This window comes from Streptomyces sp. NPDC002104, from assembly GCF_053593795.1.
Genome location: NZ_JBSFDF010000004.1, coordinates 225,943 through 242,957 on the forward strand (window position 1 = coordinate 225,943; position 17,015 = coordinate 242,957).

Below are 17,015 nucleotides of genomic sequence, written 5' to 3' on the forward strand. Positions count from 1 at the left end.
CCCGTGTTTGGGTTCTCGGTGTGATGCCACGTCAGGGCTGACCGGAGAACCAGGGGGGACAGATGGAAAAGCCGCGCCTCAAGGCCCATTTCCACGTCGAGGTGGTGGAGGGCGAGCGGGTCTTCCTCTACGCGGAGGGCCAGGACTACCTGGTGCCCGGCAAGGCGGCCGCGGCCGTGCTCCCGCACCTGGACGGCCGCAAGACCGTCATGGAGATCGTGCAGGCCCTCGCCGGCACCCTGCCCATCCCCACCGTCCTCGCGGCACTCACCCGCTTCGGCGCCGCCGGGCACCTGGCCGAGGGCCGGCCCGACCTGCCGGAGGCCACCCTCGCGTACTGGGACGCCCTGGGCATCGACCCCGCGAGCACCCTGGGCACCGCGCCCGTCACGGTGTCCGCGGCCGCGGGGGTCGACCCCGAGCCGGTCCTCGCTGCGCTGCGCGCGCTCGGACTGACCGCCACCGCGGGCGACTTCGACACCGTGCCCGCCGAGGGCATCTCGGTCGTCCTCGTCGACGACTACCTCGACCCGGTGCTCGAAGCCCGCAACGCACGCCAGTTGGCGGCGGGCAAGCCGTGGCTGCTGGCCCGTACCGGCGGCATCTCGCCCTGGATCGGCCCGTTCCTCGACCCGGACCACACCGGCTGCTGGACCTGCCTGGCCCAGCGCCTGGCCGGCAACCGCCAGCTGGAGCGCTACCTGGCCGGCAAGCGCGGCGACTCCGTGCCCCGCCACCCGTCCCGCGCGTCCATCCCCGCCGGGCCCCTGGCCGCCGCCGGCCTGATCGCCGCCGAGGCCGCCCGGATCGCCGCCACCGGTGAACCCGGCGCCCTGTGCGGGCAGATGGTCACCCTCGACCTCGCCACCCTCACCACCGACCGGCACCCGCTGATCCGCCAGCCCCAGTGCCGTTCCTGCGGCGACCCTGCCCTGGTCAGCGAGCGCAGCCCCAAGATCGTCCTGACCCCGGGCGACGCCAGCCACACCAGCGACGGCGGCTACCGCGTCAACAGCCCCGAGGCCACCCTCGCCCGCCTGGAGCGGCACATCAGCCCGCACCTCGGCGCCATCACCAAGCTCGTCTCGCACACCCCCGAGTCCAACACGCTGACCTACAGCTACGCCGCCGGCCACAACTTCGCCATGGTCAACGACAGCATGGACCTGCTGCGCCGCAACCTGCGCGGCCAGAGCGGCGGCAAGGGCCGCTCCGAGATCCAGGCCAAGGTCAGCGCCGTCTGCGAGGCCATCGAGCGCTACGCCGGCGTCTGGCGCGGCGACGAGGCCGTACGGCGCGCCGCCTACCGCGACCTCGACCCCGCCGGCGTCATCCACCCCGCGAGCCTGCTGCACTTCTCCGAAGCGCAGATCGCCGGCCGCGACACCTGGAACCAGGACCCCGCCAACCGCCTGCACAAGGTGCCGGACCGGTTCCCCGAGGACGTCGCGATCGACTGGACCAGCGGCTGGTCCCTCACCCACGACGAAGAGCGCCTGGTCCCGGCCGCCTACACCTGGTACGGCCACCCGGACCTCCAGGAGCACTTCTTCTGCATCGCCGACTCCAACGGCACCGCCGCCGGCAACTCCCTGGAGGAGGCGATCCTCCAGGGCCTGTGCGAGCTGACCGAGCGCGACGCCGTCGCCGTGTGGTGGTACAACCGGCTGCGCCTGCCGGCCTTCGACATGGACTCGCTCGAAGACCCGTACGTGGACCAACTGCGCACCTACTACGGCGCCATGGACCGCGACCTGTGGATGATGGACCTCACCACCGACCTCGGCATGCCGGTGTACGTGGCCGCCTCGCGCCGCCGCCACAGCATCGAGGACATCATGGTCGGCTTCGGCGCCCACCCGGACCCGCGCGTCGCCGCCTTCCGCGCCCTCACCGAGCTCAACCAGTTCCTGCCGATGATCGAGAACCGCGACGCCGACGGGAACACCTCCTACCTCGTCGGTGACCTGGAGACCCTGACCTGGCTGAAGACGGCCACCGTCGCCGCGGAGCCCTGGCTGCTGCCCGACCCGGAGCTGCCGGCCACGAAGGTCGGCCCGCGGGCCGGATTCGACCTCGCCGCCCGCATCCGCGAGCAGGTCGAGCGGATCGAGGAGGCCGGCTCCGAGGTCGTCGTCGTCGACCAGACGCGCCCCGACCTCGAGCTCAACGTCGTCAAGGTGATCGCCCCGGGCCTGCGCCACTTCTGGCGGCGGCTGGGCCCCGGCCGGCTCTACGAGGCCCCGGTCCGCATGGGACGCCTCGCGCAGCCGCTGCCCGAGGCCGAACTGAACACCTGGAACGTCTTCTTCTGAGACCGGATCCCGACCATCCGTCACACCGCGGGCCGGGGCACGACCCCGGCCCGCGCCTCTTCAGGGCTGGAGCCATGACCAGTACCAGCACACTCCCGGGCGGGACGCCGCCCGCCACCGCGGCGTCCGGCACGTACACCCTGAGCAGCCGGCTGGTCAGGGGTGACGCCTTCCAGGACGGGCAGCTCGTCACCCGCTTCGGCGCCATGCGCCTGGGCGCCCTCACCCCGGGCGCCCGGGCCGCGCTGGGCGCCTTCGCCGAGGGCGACCACGACGAGGCCGCGATCGGCGCGCTCGTCGTCGCCCACGACGGCGAAACGGGCCTGCTGCGCTGGCAGATGCTGCGCTCCAAGCTCGACTCCGCGGGGCTCCTGGAACACGCGGTGACCGACCCGGACGGCGCTCCCTTCGCCCGCCTGGTACCCGTCGGCCACGGCCCCACCACCCTCAAGCCCGCCCCGCACGGCCCCGTACGGCTGAGCCGGCACGCCCTGCTCTCACCCGCCGAGGGCACCCTCGCGCTGCGCGCCCCCGGCAGCCCGCTGGCCGTGGAACTGGGCGCCCGCGCGGCCGCGCTGCTCCCGCTGCTGACCACCTGGACGGAGGAGGTCCCCGCCCCGCTGCTGCGGCTGCTCGCCACCGCCGGCGCGCTGGCCCCCGGCGGCCCCGGCGCCGACCCGCAGGCCGAGGAGCGCGGCAGCGTCCAGTGGGACCCGCTCGACCTCGCCTTCCACACCCGCACCCGCGTCCCGGCCTCCGCGCCCGGCTACGGCGGCACCTACCGGCACGCGGACCGCTTCGGCCCCGAGCCGGTCGCGGCCCCCGCCTCCGGCGGGCCGCGCGTGGCACTGCCCGTGCCCGACCCCGAAGCGATCGCCGCCCGGGACCTGACCCTCACCGAGGCCATCGAGCGGCGCACCTCCACCCGCGCCCACGACCCCGAGCACCCGCTGACGCTGGCCCAGCTCGCCGAGCTGCTCCACCGGACCGTCCGCATCCGCCGCACGTTCACCGGAAGCGACGGCCAGGAACTCGCCGACCGCCCGCTGCCCAGCGGCGGAGCCGTGCACGAGCTGGAGGTCTACCCGCTGGTCACGCACTGCGAGGGGCTGGAGCCAGGGCTGTACCGGTACGCGCCCGACCGGCACGAGCTGGAGCTGGTCTGCGCGCCGGGCCCGGCCACCGCGACCCTGGTCAAGGACGCCCGCGGCGGCTCGATGATGGAGGCGGACCCGCAGGTCGTACTGCTGGTGGCCGCCCGCTTCGGCCGCGTGATGTGGAAGTACGAGACGGTCGCCTACCCGCTGATCCTCAAGCACGTCGGCGTGCTCTACCAGACCGTCTACCTGGTGGCCACCGCGATGGGCCTGGCCGTGTGCGGGCTCGGTGGCGGCAACACCGGCGCGTTCGCCGCCGCCACCGGCCGGGACCCGCTCCTGGAGGGCACCGTCGGCGAACTCGTCCTGGGCAGCCGCCCGGCCGGGCCGGCCGCGGCGGGCGCCGGCGCCACGGAGTCCGAGCCCGAGACCGAGCCCGAGACCGAGTCCGAGTCCGAGTCCGAGTCCGCCACCGATCCCGCCACCGCGGGCTCCTGACCCGGCAGAGGGACACACCACCATGAAGTTCCGCTACCAGGCGCTGCAGCGCAAGCGGGAGCCGGACGAGCTCGACGCCGCCGTCATGCTCGCGGCCCCGCGCGGCTGGATCGCCGTCTTCGTCGTGCTCATCGTGATGGTCGGGGCCTGCGTGTGGGCGGTGCTCGCCCGGCTCGACGTCACCGTGGACGCCCCCGGCGTCCTGACCCACCCCGGCGGCACCAGCCAGGTCCAGAGCCCGTACACCGGCATGGCACAGGACCTGCTGGTCCGCCCCGCCGACGAGGTCCGCGCCGGGCAGCCCGTCGCCCGCCTCGCCGACCAGGACGGCAACGTCCGTACGATCACCAGCCCGTTCGCCGGCAAGGTCATCAGCGCCGCTTTCACCACCGGCCAGTTCGTCCCGGCCGGCGCCACCGTCGCCACCGTCGAGCGCACCGACCTCCCCGGCGACCGCCTCGTCGCGCTCGTGTTCGTGCCCGCCGACCGCGCCGCCCGCCTGGTGCCCGGCCGGCCCGTGGACCTGAACGTGTCGACCGCGCCCCCGGCCGTGTTCGGCCTGCTGCGCGGCACCGTCACGCGCGTGGACCCGTACCCGCTGACCCGCGAGGGCCTCGCGGCGATCGCCGGCGGGGAGCTCGCGGCCCAGAGCTTCCAGCAGGACCAGGCCCCGCGCCTGGTCACCGTCGACCTGATCCCCGAATCGGGCTCCGCCTCCGGCTACGCCTGGAGCTCCGCCAAGCCCCCGCCCATCCGGCTCAGTTCGCAGACCTCCGTGTCCGCCTCCATCGAGCTGCGCACCCAGTCGCCGTTCGACCTGGTGCTGGGGCGCTGAGCGGCGCCGCCGACGCCGCTGACGCCGAGACATCCGACGCCAAGTGAGGAAACGGCAGCCATGAGCGACACGAAGATCCGACCCCCCGTGGCCGCCTCCCGCCGGGAGGCCCGCCGCACCAGGCGCACCGCGTCCCGGGGCCGCCGCTGGGCCCGGCGCCGCGCGCACCGGGTGCCCACCGTCCTGCAGATGGAATCGGTGGAGTGCGGCGCGGCCAGTCTGTCGATGATCCTCTCCCACTACGGGAGGCACGTCCCGCTGGAGGAGCTGCGCGCCCTGTGCGGCGTCTCCCGGGACGGTGCCCGCGCGAGCTCCGTGCTGGCCGCGGCCCGCTCCTTCGGGCTCGTCGCCAAGGGCTTCCAGGCGGAGACCGACCAGCTCCAGGAGAAGCTCCGCAACGGGCCGGTCATCATCTTCTGGGCGTTCCAGCACTTCATGGTGGTCGAGGGGATCACCACCCGGTTCGGACGCACCCAGGTCGCCGTCAACGACCCGGCCAGCGGCCCCCGCCTGATGGATTGGTCCGCCTTCGACTCCGGGTACACCGGCATCGTCCTCACCTTCGAACGCGGACCCGACTTCACGGCCGGCGGCCGACGCAGCAGCACCGCCGCCGCCCTGCTGGACCGCCGCCTGCCGTCCGGGCGGGCCCTGCCGCTGGTCCTGCTGGCCAGCCTGCTGCTGGTGGTGCCGGGCATCGTCGGCGCCTCCTACTCGCGGGTCTTCCTCGACCGGGTGCTCGTCTCGGACTCCCCCGCGGCCGTGCTGCCACTGGTCCTGGCGATGTCCGTCACGGCCCTGATGGTCTTCGTCCTCACCTCCGTCCAGCAGCACTACCTGCTGCGCATGGAGATCCGTACCGGACTGGTGGCGTCGGCGCGCTTCTTCCGCCATCTGCTGCGGCTGCCCATCGAGTTCTTCCTGCAGCGCCGTCCGGCCGAGGTCGCCCGGCGCGTCGCGAGCAACGACACCGTCGCGATGATCCTCTCGCGCGACGTCGCCGCCACCACCATCAACCTCGTGCTCGTCGTCTTCTACGGCGCCCTGATGGTCCGCTACGACATCCTGCTCGGCCTGCTGGGCCTGGCCACGGCCTCCTTCAACGTGCTGGTCCTCCAACTTGTCTCGCGCTCCCGCAAGGACGCCGTGGACGCGCTGCGCGCCGACCGCGGCAACCTGATCGGCACCACCTTCGCGACGCTGTCCACCATCGAGTCCGTCAAGGCGACCGGCGCCGAGCCCGACGCCTTCACCCGCTGGGCCGGCTTCCTCGCCAAGGTCACCACCGCCCAGCAGCGGCTCGGACAGACCACCGCGGTACTGACGGTCCTGCCGCCCCTGCTGGCCGTCGTCAACATCGGCGTCATGCTGCTCGTCGGCGGACTGCGGGTGGCCGACGGCACCCTCAGCGTCGGCATCCTCGTCACCTTCCAGACCCTGCTGGCCTCCCTCAGCCGTCCCGTCACCCAGCTCACCAACCTGGGCAGCCGGCTCCAGGAGATGAACGCCGACCTCAAGCGCATCCACGACGTGGAGAAGTACCCGCAGGCCCGGAGCTTCCAGCCCGGCGCGTCCGGGGCGGACGGCGCGGCGGACGAGGCTCCCGCGGGCCTGCCCGGCCTGCCCGCCCTGCCCGGCCGGCCCGGCGCCCCGGCCAACCGGCTCGACGGCGAACTCACCCTGAACGAGGTCACCTTCGGCTACGGTCCGCTCTCCGACCCCGTCGTCACCGCGCTCAGCCTCACCGTCGCCCCCGGTTCCCGCACCGCGATCGTCGGCGGCTCCGGCAGCGGGAAGTCCACCGTGGGCCGGCTCGTGACCGGCCTGTACGAGCCGCGCTCGGGGCAGATCCTGATCAGCGGACAGCCCCGCGAGGAGGTCCCCCGTACCGTCCTGGCCGCCTCCATGGCCTACGTCGACCAGGACATCGCGCTCTTCGCCGGCACGGTCCGCGACAACCTGACCCTGTGGGACGACACCGTGCCCGACGAGGTCGTCCTCGCCGCGCTCCAGGACGCCGCCGTCTTCGACGAGGTCATGTCCCGGCCCGGCGGCATCAACGCCCGGGTGTGCGAACAGGGCAGCAACTTCAGCGGCGGCCAGCGCCAGCGCCTGGAACTCGCCCGCGCCCTGGCCTCCCGTCCCACCCTGCTCGTCCTCGACGAGGCCACCAGCGCCCTCGACCCGGCCACCGAGCGCACCGTCATGGACAACCTGCGCCGCCGCGGCTGCGCCTGCCTGATCATCGCCCACCGGCTCTCGGCCGTGCGCGACGCCGACGAGATCATCGTGCTCGACCGCGGCGTCATCGCCGAACGCGGCACGCACGACGAACTGCTGGCGGCCCGGGGCAGCTACGCCGACCTGTTCGACTCGAGCCGCTCCGAGGAGAAGGACACCCTGTGAGCACTCCCTCCGCCGCGGCCTCCTCCGCGGCCTCCCCCGCCCGGACCCTGTGCCTCGACGACCCCGCGACCCTGCTGTACGTGGAGTCCGGCGCGGCCGACCTGTTCGCCGTGGACCGCGGACCGGAAGGCGGCGGCCGGGGGCACGGCCGGCGCTACTTCCTGTGCCGCGCCGAGGCCGGGATGCTGCTGGTGTGCGGCACCGGCGGCGAGAGCCGCCACACCGTCATCGCCCGGCCCGTGCTCGACGCCCGGCTCACCCGGCTGCCGCTGTCCCTCCTCGACCAGATCCGCCAGGGCCGGGCCACGCTGCCCCGGCCGGGCGACGAGCGCTTCGCCGCGCTCGACCACGCCCGGCTCCTCGCCGGCCTCACCTCCGGGCTCACGGCCCTCGCCGACGCGCTCCCCGGCGCGCTCGCGCCCCGCCAGTTCACCTCCCTGAGCACCACCGACGGCACCGACCTCGCCAAGGGCGACGTGGCCCGCTCCGTCGACGGGGTGCAGTTCGTCCGGGTGGAGTCCGGCCTCCTCGACCCGGGCGACCCGGCCACCGAGGGCTCCGCCGCGGACCCCGACGGGGAGGAGGACACCGGTGCGCTGGAGCCCGTCGGCCCCGGCGCCGAGCTGGTCCTGACCGAGCAGGACTGGGTCCGGGCCCGCGGCGACGCCCGCCTCAGCACCGCCTCCCTCCTCTCCGTCTACCGGGAGGGGCGGCTGACGGACGCGCTGACCGAGCACTCCGCCCGGCTGCGGACCACCATCGACCACCGGATCTCCGTCCAGCAGGTCCGCGAGCGCGCCGAACTCGCCGCGCGCCGGGCCCAGGACGGGAAGGTCCTGTCGTCGGCCGTCCGCACCTTCGACGCGGTCCTGCACGACACCGGCACCCGGCTGAAGCTCGCGGACGTCGCCGACGACGAGCCGATGCTCGCCGCGGTCCGGCTGGTCGCCTCCCGGCAGGGCTTCTCGGTCCGCCCTCCGGTCCGCGGCCCGGGGCCGGGCCGCCGCGGCCCCGCCGAGGACCTGCGGGCCATCGCCCTCGCCTCCGGCTTCCGCACCCGGGGCATCCGGCTGGAGGGCCGCTGGTGGACCCGCGACGTGGGCCCGGTGGTCGGCTACCACGTCACCGGCCGGCCCGTCGCCCTGCTGCCCCTCGGCCAGGGCTACGTACTCGTCGACGAGGGCCGGGTCTCCCTGCTGGGCGCCGAGACGGCCGCCCGGCTGCGGCCCGCCGCCGTCGTCCTGTACCGGCCGCTGCCCGCGACGGTGCGCGACGTCCCGAGTCTGCTCAGGTTCGGCCTCTCCCCCTCCCTGGGGCACGGCCGGGACCTGGCCCGGCTCGCCCTCACCGGCGCGCTCGTCGCCCTGATCGGCCTGATCATCCCGGTCATGACCGGCAAGGTGCTCGGCGAGTTCGTGGCGGACGCCGACCGGAACCTGATCGTGCAGGGGTCCCTGGTCGTCGTCGGCTCGGGGCTGGTGACCGCCGCGCTGTCCGTCGTACAGAACCTCGCCGTCCTGCGGCTGGAGAGCCGCACCGGCGCCGCCCTGCAGGCCGGGCTGTGGAACCGGCTGCTGTCGCTGCCCGCCGCGTTCTTCACCCGGTACTCCACCGGCGAGCTGGGCACCACGGTGCTCGGTGTCACCGCCGCCCAGGAACTCCTGTCCGGCATGCTCACCACGGCCACGCTGGCGCTGCTGACCGGCCTCGCCAACCTGGCCCTCGTCTTCTGGTACGACCTCACCCTGGCCCTGGTCGCCGCCGGTCTCACGGCCGTCGGCGTACTGTTCGCCGGGGCGGCCGGGCGGCTCCAACTGCGCTGGGCCCGGCGCGAGTACACGCACGAGCAGACGATGTCCGCGATGGTCTTCCAGATGCTGACCGCCATGCCGAAGCTGCGCGTGGCCGCCGCCGAGGAACGCGCCTTCGCCGAATGGACCCGGCTGGCCGCCCGCGGCCACGGCCTGTCCGCCCGCGTCCGCCGGGTGCAGAATAGCGTGACGACCTTCAACGCCGGTTTCCCCCTGGTGTGTTCGGCCGTCGTCTTCGGGGTGACCGCGGGCCCCCTGCACGGGGAGGTGCCGCTCGCCACCTTCCTGCCGTTCTTCGCGGCCTTCAACCTGCTGCTCTCGGCGGGCCTGCAGTTCACCGCCGCCGCCGTGACCGCCGTCGGCACCGTTCCCATGCTGGAGCGGCTGAAGCCCATCCTGGAGGCGGAGCCGGAGAACGACGGCACCAAGGCCGACCCCGGCGACCTGTCGGGCCGGATCGCCATCTCGCACCTGTCGTTCCGCTACGGCCAGGACGGCCCGCTCGTCCTCGACGACGTCAGCCTCACCGTGATGCCGGGCGAGTTCGTCGCCGTCGTCGGCGCCTCCGGCAGCGGCAAGTCCACCCTGCTGCGGCTGCTGCTCGGCTTCGAGACCCCCCTGTCCGGCAGCCTGCTGTACGACGGCCAGGACCTCGCGGAGCTGGACGTCTCGGCGGTGCGCCGCCAGTGCGGAGTGGTGCTGCAGAACGGTTCGCTCCAGGCCGGCGACATCCTCGCCAACATCGTCGGCTCCGGCGGCCACACCCTCGACGACGCGTGGGCGGCCGCCGAGATGACGGGCCTGGCCGACGACATCCGGGCCATGCCGATGAGCATGAACACCGTGCTCTCCGAGGGCACCAACACCCTCTCCGGCGGCCAGCGCCAGCGCCTCATGATCGCCCGCGCCCTGGTGGCACGTCCGCGCCTGGTCTTCTTCGACGAGGCGACCAGCGCCCTCGACAATCCGACGCAGGGGCTGGTCGCCGAGAGCACGCGCCGCCTGAACGCGACCCGGATCGTCATCGCGCACCGGCTGTCCACCGTGGTCGACGCGGACCGCATCGTGGTCATGGAGCGGGGCCGGGTCGTCCAGCAGGGCACGTTCGACGAGCTCATGGCGGACACGGACGGACTCTTCGCCCGGATGGCGGGCCCGCAGATGGCGGGGTCCGTGAACCGGCGCTGAATCACTCCGACATGACGACACGTGAGATCATCCGCGACCGCCCACGGCACCCTCCGGCAGGTGAGATGATCCTTCCGGAGCGACACGCTCCACGACCAACCCGCCCACCGCGAACACGACTTGCGGCCGGGTACGACCGATCCACCGAGCAGGGGGAACCACCCATGTCACAAGGCCCGAAGACAGCCGTCACCAACCTGAACGTGCTGCTGCCCTTGGCGTACGCGCTGGCCGTCGTCGTCACCGCGAGCCTCGCCTCCGGCACGGCCACCACCGTCGTCGCCGTGGGCGGCGGGGTGCTGCTGGGCCTCTGGTTCGCCTTCGGCCGTCGCGCCACCCGCGGCTAGCCGGGCACACGGAGGGCGTACAGGGCCCCCAGGGAGGCGGCCAGTGCGCCGAGCACCGGGCGCAGGCCCCTCCCGGGGACCCGGGGCGGGAGGCGGCCTCCCGCCGAAGCTGCCGCTCCCGGTGATCACTCACCTCGCGGCACGGTCGGCGGCGTCCTCACGGTGACCGGCCGTCAGGCACCGGGTGGGACCGCGGGGACCGAAGGGACGGCATCCTGAGGCGGGAGGGCGGCCACGACCGGGTGGTCCCGTCCGGTCGGACCGAGCTTCGCGCTGCCGCCGGGTGCGCCGAGGCCGGAGAAGAACTCGGCGTTCACGGTGGTGAAGTGCTGCCATTCCTGCGGGGTGTCGTCCTCGAAGAAGATCGCCTCGACCGGGCACACCGGCTCGCAGGCACCGCAGTCGATGCACTCGTCCGGCTGGATGTAGAGCATGCGCTCGCCCTCGTAGATGCAGTCGAGAGGGCACTCGTCGATACATGCCCTGTCCTTGACGTCCACACAGGGCAAAGCGATCACAAACGTCATCGAACTGCCGTCCTCTCCCGGTGGTTCCTGCTTGCCGTTGCGACGCAGCCGACGGTATGGGCTCAAGTAGGCTTGAGGTCAACAGGAGGCTTCTGATGACGAGCACCCCCTCCGGCGACGCCCGGGCCACCCCGGACGACTGGCTGGGCATCGGCGAGGTGAGCACACGAACCGGGGCGGCCGTCTCCGCCCTGCGGTTCTACGAGGAGCTCGGCCTGATCGCGTCCGAACGCGACGACCGCAACCAGCGCCGCTACCCTCGGCACATGCTGCGCCGTGTCGCGCTGATCTCGGTGGCCAAACGGATCGGCATCCCGTTGCAGGACCTTCGGGAGGCGTTCGCCGATGTGCCGCTCGACCGCCCGCCGAGCCACCAGGAGTGGCAGCGCGCCTCACGGAGCTGGAAGCACCGGCTGGAGGAGCGCCGGCAGACCATCGAGCGGCTCGAGGCCGAGCTCACCGGATGCATCGGCTGCGGATGCCTCTCGATGAAGGCATGCGCCCTGCTGAACCCCGGAGACGCCCTCGCCGAGGACGGTGTCGGCCCCCGACGGCTGTGAGACGGAGCCTGGCCGTCCACGGACCAGGTGATCGATCCCGGCGCCCAGTCCACCGCGAAGGTGTGGAACTCGTCCGCGAACGCCCGGCCGCCGGACAGGGTGTACGCGGCGGCGGGGCCGGACGGCGGGGCGTGGGTGGTCGCAATCGTCCGGCATTGCGCCCTCTTGGAACTTGGCTCGTAAGAACCACACATGAATTTCTTTGTGCCCAAGGGCGCCGGGATGTTTGATCGCTTGGACGAGCGAGATCCTTGGCCCCGACGAGCGGCTGTTCCGGGTGATGACCCGGGCCGTGTCCAGATCCAGGAGGAACCTTGACCACGACTGTCGAGCCCCGCCCTCGCACGGGCTTAGGCCCCGATGGCATCCGTCATGTCCACACACTCGGCCCGCACGGAACGAACCTCGAGGCCGCCGCGCACGAGTGGCTGCGCCGCCGGGGAACCGCCGGCACGGTCGCACTCCATCCGTCGCTCGAGGACGCCCTCGAGTTGGTCCCGCACGACGGGGAGCACGCACTCGTGGCCTGCGCCGTCTATCCGGCGCTCCACACCCTGACCTTCGGGAACCTGCACCGGCTGCACATGGTCGACAGCTTCATCATGCCGACGCACAACATGGTCCTGGCCAGCATGGGGGCCGACGCTCCCGGCACCGTCTCCACGCATCCGGCCCCGATAGGACTGGTCCCGCGGGAAGCCGAGCCCCGCTTGGTACTGAGCAACTCCCAGGCCGCCATCGACTGTGCGGCCGATCTGAGCGAAGGCTGCATCACCACCCTCGTCGCCGCCGAGCGCCACGGGATGCGCATCCTTCGCGACTTCGGGCCGGTGCCCATGGTCTTCACCATCCACCAGGTGCTCGCCGAGGACGCACCCCGGCCCGTCGCCACGGGAGCAGCGCTGTGACCACCACCGCCGACACCGCCACGGTTGCCGCCGCCGGCACCGCCACCGCCCCGCTCAGCCCGGCCTTGCGCGCCGAGGCGAGGGAACTCGCCGGGTCTCTCATACCCAAGGTCAACCGCTTCCGCCTCCGGCAGGCCGACAACGGTACGGTGCCGGCCCCGCGGACCGGCGATGAGGAGCTGCTCGCCGAGATCCGGGACGAGGCCGGCGCCTGGTACGTCCGCAACGGACGGCCCGGCCAGGCCGCCGCGCTCGCGGCGGACGTGGACGGCTGGCTCCGCGAAGGCCTGGACGGCGCACCGGACTTCGCCCGCTCCCGGGACGCGCTGACACCGCCGCCCGACGGCGGGCACGTGTTCTTCCTGGCCCCCGCGCAGACCACCAACAGCGTGCCGCCCGTCGGCAAGCGGCTCGACTGCTTCCTCGCGCTGCGCAAGGAACCCGATGCCCTGGCTCAACTGGCCACGTCCTTCCCCCACCCGAAGAACAACTGCCAGTCCCTGGTGCTCGTCGCGGGGAGCCACGGGTTCGCACACGGCAACTGCCTCGTGTTCTTCCCCGAGAACGTCGCCGCGCGCGACAAGGTGCGGGACCAGCCGTACGCGATGTTCTTCTACAACAAGATGCGCAAGATCCACGAGACCTACGCCCTGCCGGGAGCGGAGGCGGTACTCACGGCGGGTTCCGTACCGAGGGCCTCGTCCGGCCTGGCGCCGGAGGTCTGCTACGAGGCCCGGGCGATCTGGGGGTACCTGCACGACTCCCTGCACTACCAGGGGCGCTGGCCGTTCGACCAGCACATCGCGCTGAAGATGAACTGGTTCGTCGGCCTTCTGGAGGAGACCAAGGTCGACGCCAGGACCGTACTCGCCTGCGCCGACGGCGGAGTCCCCTTCGCACGGGAGCAGATGGCCATGATCCTGTTGGAGCGCGTCTTCCGGTACCCGCAGGCCGACGACGCGACCCGCAATTTCGATTCGGGCACCGGTGTCTTCCTCTACTCCTGGCTGCGCCGCCACCACGCGCTGACCGGCTCGCCGGAGGCCGGCGGCCTGCTCCGGCTGGACTGGGACAAGACCCTCGACGCCTTGCGCGCCTACGTCGCCGCCGTGGAGGAGATCGAGGACCGTGTCCGCACCGACGACGAGTACCGTGCCGCGGCCAAGGAGTTCGTCCGCACGTACCTGCCTCCCGGTGAGGCGAAGCAGCGATTCGGCTTCACCGAGGATCAGAGCGTCCTTCTGAGGGCCAAGCGGACGCTGGCCGGCCTGCCCGCCCTGCGGTTCGCGGACGCGGAGTGGTGAGCGTGCGTCATGACGGTGAGAGCCGTTGGAGTGCCCGCCTCGGCACCCCGGTCCTGTCCTGCCTCATGGTGCTGCTCCTGGCCACGGGATGGGTGGTCTCCGGCAAGCTGGTCAGCGACACCCCGCCCCTGGCCGTCGCGGCCGGCCGCACCGCGGCGAGCTTCCTCGTCATCGGCGCGATCGCCGCGCTGCGGCCGCGGACGTGGACGGCGATACGGCTCACCGCCGGCCGGCGCCGGGCCGTCGTACTGCTCGCGTTCCTGGGCTTCTTCGCGTACTACACGGGAACGCTGCTCGGCGTCGACCGGATCGGCGCCTCCCGGGTCGGTCTCGTGGTGTCCCTCCTGCCCTGCATCACCTTCGTGATCGGCATCGTCGCCTTCCGCGAACAGGCCGGCATCCGCAGGGTCCTGGGCACCGTGCTCGCCGTGGCGGCGGCCTTGGGCTACGCGCTGGACGACGGCCCGGCGAGCAGCGCCGGCGGAACCGGACTGCTCGTGTCCGGGGTCTGCCTCGCCCTGGCCGGGACGTTCGCGTACGCCCTGTACGGCTACGTCTACCGCAAGCACATGGCCGACGTGCCGCCGCTCGCCGCCCTTCCGGCGGTCACCGGCGCGGCCACGGTCATGCTCGGCCTGACCGCGGCCGTATGGGTGCCGCTCGGCGCCATCAGCGCGGCCGAGTGGGCCGGAGTGGCGGTGCTCGGTGCGCTGCTCACCGCCCCGGTTTTCGTCATCTCCCATGAACTCATCCTGCGCAAGGGCCCCTTGTTCACCTCCTCCGTCGCGCTGGTGGTGCCGTTCCTGGTGCGCCTGGGCGAGTGGGCGCGGGGTGCGGCGGACGCCCCGGGACCCGCCTCCCTCCTCTTCCTCGCACTGTGCTCGGCGGGGGTGTGGATGACGGTCGTACCGGTCCGCGTACCGGCCACCGAGCCCGACCAGCCGCCGATCCCGACCGAGCCCGAAAGAAGTGCACCGTGACCGATCCTCACCCCCCACGCCCCGTCGTCGTCCTGGTCTACCAGCGGCTTTCACTCCCCTGGATCTTCGAAGGCGCGCACCGGGCCGGCATCGACATCGTGCTGGTCCCGCGCCCCGACGAGTCCGTGTCCCCGGACCGGCTGCCTCCCGGCGTGGTGGAGGTGCTCCCGCTGGACGTGGAAGGCGATCCGGCCAAGGCGCTGGCCATCCTGCGGGAACGCCACGCGAGCGCCCCGTTCGACGGCATCACGACGCTGTACGACCCCGCGGTGCCCTTCGTCGCCGACGCGGCCGAAGCACTCGGCCTGCCAGGGCTCGGCGGCGAGACGGCAAGGGCCGTACAGGACAAACGGATCATGCGTCGCCGGCTGGCCGAAGCGGGCTTGAACGTACCGGACTTCGTCGTCCTCGACGACCCGGGCAACTGGGCCGACGCCGCCCGCCTCGCGTTTCCGGTGGTGGTCAAGCCGGCCAACGGCTTCTCCAGCCTCGGTGTGACCAAGGCAGACGACCCGCGGCAGCTCCGTGCCGTCGTCGAAGAGGTCTGGCAGATCTGCCGGGACAACCTGAGCCACGTCGCGGGTCTGGTCGTGGAGGAGTACCTGGACGGCCCCGAATTCGCCGTGGAGTCCCTCGCCCACCGCGGCGAGGTGCAGGTGCTGTCCATCGGCTACAAGGGCCAGCCGGTCGGCCCGCACTTCGAGGAGGGCGTCTACCGGGCCCCGGCCCAGCTCTCACCCCCCGTGCAGGAAGACCTGGTGCGCGAGGTCGTCGCCGCCCACGGCGCCCTCGGGGTCACCGACGGCCCGACCCACACCGAACTGCGGCTGCGCGAGGGCGGACGTCCCTACCTGCTGGAACTCGGCGCCCGGGTCGGCGGCTCCGGTGTTTCCCACTACATCGCCGCGCACGTCACCGGAGCCGACCTGGCGGCGGACGCACTGCGCATCGCCGCGGGGCTCGCCCCCTCCCCCCTGCCCGGACCGCCGGCGCAGCCCGCCCGGGCGACCGGGGCCGCGGCCAACTACATCGTGCCCTGCGGCGGCTCCGGACGGATCACGGCCATCCACGGCCTCGACGAACTGGCCGACGACCCCCGGGTGGACCACGTTCTTCAGATGCTGCATCCGGGTGACGTCGTACGGCCCTATCCGGAGTTCACCGGCTATCCGGCGTTCGTCCTCTCGCACCACCCCAGTGCCGAGGACGCCGAGGAGTTCCACCGCACCATCGAGCGGACCGTCCGCATCGACTACGCACCCGTCGAGGAGCGGCAGTGACCGTTCCCGCTCTCGACGACCGCGACGGACACATCTGGCTCGACGGTCGCTTCGTACCCTGGCGGGACGCCCGCCTGCACGTGCTCAGCCACGGGCTCCACTACGGCGGTGGGGTCTTCGAGGGCGAACGGGTCTACGACGGTCACGTCTTCAAGCTGACCGAGCACTCGCAGAGGCTGCACGAGTCGGCGCTCGAACTGGGTTTCCGCCTCCCCTTCTCCGTCGCCGAGCTGGACGAAGCGACGCTCGAACTCGTCGGCGGACAAGGCATCCGCGACGGATACGTCCGGCCGGTGGCATGGCGCGGCAGCGAGCAGATCGGCGTGTCCGGCGCCGGCGTCTCCGTCCACGTGGCGATCGCCACCTGGGAGTGGCCGCACGTCTTCTCGGCCGACGCCAAGAACGCCGGCATACGTCTGGGCACCTCCCGCTGGCGGCGCCCCCATCCGGACACCGCGCCCGTCCGGGCCAAAGCGGCCTCCCTGTACAACATCTGCACCCTGGCACGGGACGCCGCCGACGACGCCGGCTTCGACGACGCGCTGCTCCTCGACTACCGCGGCCACGTCGCCGAGGCCACGGGAGCCAACATCTTCTTCGTGGCCGGGGATGAACTGCACACCCCCCTCGCGGACTGCTTCCTCGCGGGCATCACCCGGGCGACGGTGCTCGGGCTGGCGCGCGAGCTCGGAATCCGCGTGGTGGAACGTCACATCCGTCCCGGGGAACTCGGCGCGTTCGACGAATGTTTCCTCACGGGCACCGCCTACGAGGTTCAGCCCGTCCGTGCCATCGACGCGACCGGGTTCACGGTGGGCCGGACGACGACCGCTCTGGCGCAGGCGTACACCCAGCTGGTCCACGCGCCGAGCAGGACCACCGCCGTGGGCTGAGCGCCTCCGAAAGGCCCCCGGCGATCCGCGCCGGGGGCCGCGGGGGCCGTGTGAGCACCACGCCCT

Annotated in this window: 13 protein-coding genes and 1 pseudogene; 12 read left to right on the forward strand and 2 right to left on the reverse strand. The window is 72.8% G+C overall.

Annotated features, from left to right (window positions below):
* Positions 1–62 precede the first annotated feature (62 nt).
* From ACWCP2_RS05920 to ACWCP2_RS05945, 6 genes are all read left to right on the forward strand, one after another.
* Positions 63–2,315 carry a TOMM precursor leader peptide-binding protein gene (locus ACWCP2_RS05920; protein WP_450907339.1) on the forward strand — a complete coding sequence of 751 codons (2,253 nt, stop codon included), beginning with the start codon at positions 63–65 and terminating at the stop codon, positions 2,313–2,315.
* Positions 2,316–2,389: 74 nt separating this feature from the next.
* Positions 2,390–3,910 carry a SagB family peptide dehydrogenase gene (locus ACWCP2_RS05925; RefSeq protein WP_450907340.1) on the forward strand — a complete coding sequence of 507 codons (1,521 nt, stop codon included), beginning with the start codon at positions 2,390–2,392 and terminating at the stop codon, positions 3,908–3,910.
* A 22-nt stretch (positions 3,911–3,932) separates the two neighbouring features.
* A complete protein-coding gene (locus tag ACWCP2_RS05930; RefSeq protein WP_450907341.1) occupies positions 3,933–4,745 on the forward strand; it encodes an HlyD family efflux transporter periplasmic adaptor subunit in 813 nt (270 codons plus the stop codon).
* A 60-nt stretch (positions 4,746–4,805) separates the two neighbouring features.
* Entirely contained in the window at positions 4,806–7,151 is a 2,346-nt protein-coding gene (locus tag ACWCP2_RS05935; protein ID WP_450907342.1) for an NHLP family bacteriocin export ABC transporter peptidase/permease/ATPase subunit, read from the forward strand.
* Positions 7,148–10,150 carry an NHLP bacteriocin export ABC transporter permease/ATPase subunit gene (locus tag ACWCP2_RS05940; RefSeq protein ID WP_450907343.1) on the forward strand — a complete coding sequence of 1,001 codons (3,003 nt, stop codon included), beginning with the start codon at positions 7,148–7,150 and terminating at the stop codon, positions 10,148–10,150. The genes ACWCP2_RS05935 and ACWCP2_RS05940 overlap by 4 nt, the downstream gene beginning before the upstream one ends.
* Positions 10,151–10,314: 164 nt before the next feature.
* Positions 10,315–10,497, forward strand: a complete 183-nt coding sequence (locus ACWCP2_RS05945) for a hypothetical protein (protein WP_450907344.1) — start codon at positions 10,315–10,317, stop codon at positions 10,495–10,497.
* A 173-nt stretch (positions 10,498–10,670) separates the two neighbouring features.
* Here ACWCP2_RS05945 and fdxA read toward each other — a convergent pair whose 3' ends face one another.
* Positions 10,671–11,024, reverse strand: a complete 354-nt coding sequence (fdxA, locus tag ACWCP2_RS05950; protein WP_450907345.1) for a ferredoxin — start codon at positions 11,022–11,024, stop codon at positions 10,671–10,673.
* Positions 11,025–11,119: 95 nt separating this feature from the next.
* On the opposite strand from fdxA, the gene soxR reads away from it, so the two are divergent.
* Entirely contained in the window at positions 11,120–11,584 is a 465-nt protein-coding gene (gene soxR, locus ACWCP2_RS05955; RefSeq protein ID WP_450907346.1) for a redox-sensitive transcriptional activator SoxR, read from the forward strand.
* A 14-nt stretch (positions 11,585–11,598) separates the two neighbouring features.
* Here the strand turns inward: soxR and ACWCP2_RS05960 are convergent.
* A pseudogene (locus ACWCP2_RS05960) lies at positions 11,599–11,778 on the reverse strand (family 16 glycosylhydrolase); the annotation flags it as partial.
* A 297-nt stretch (positions 11,779–12,075) separates the two neighbouring features.
* Here ACWCP2_RS05960 and ACWCP2_RS05965 point away from each other — a divergent pair.
* From ACWCP2_RS05965 to ACWCP2_RS05985, 5 genes are read left to right on the forward strand one after another with little or no spacing between them, the layout of a single operon-like run.
* Entirely contained in the window at positions 12,076–12,492 is a 417-nt protein-coding gene (locus tag ACWCP2_RS05965) for a hypothetical protein (RefSeq protein WP_450907347.1), read from the forward strand.
* Positions 12,489–13,796, forward strand: coding sequence for a DUF6421 family protein (locus tag ACWCP2_RS05970; RefSeq protein ID WP_450907348.1), 1,308 nt, complete (start codon positions 12,489–12,491; stop codon positions 13,794–13,796). Before ACWCP2_RS05965 ends, ACWCP2_RS05970 begins: the two co-directional genes overlap by 4 nt.
* On the forward strand, positions 13,793–14,776 hold the full coding sequence (locus ACWCP2_RS05975; protein WP_450907349.1) for a DMT family transporter: 984 nt from the start codon (positions 13,793–13,795) through the stop codon (positions 14,774–14,776). Before ACWCP2_RS05970 ends, ACWCP2_RS05975 begins: the two co-directional genes overlap by 4 nt.
* On the forward strand, positions 14,773–16,056 hold the full coding sequence (locus tag ACWCP2_RS05980; RefSeq protein WP_450907350.1) for an ATP-grasp domain-containing protein: 1,284 nt from the start codon (positions 14,773–14,775) through the stop codon (positions 16,054–16,056). The genes ACWCP2_RS05975 and ACWCP2_RS05980 overlap by 4 nt, the downstream gene beginning before the upstream one ends.
* Complete coding sequence (locus ACWCP2_RS05985; RefSeq protein WP_450907351.1) at positions 16,053–16,949, forward strand: branched-chain amino acid aminotransferase; 897 nt, start codon at positions 16,053–16,055, stop codon at positions 16,947–16,949. Before ACWCP2_RS05980 ends, ACWCP2_RS05985 begins: the two co-directional genes overlap by 4 nt.
* Positions 16,950–17,015: the final 66 nt, after the last annotated feature.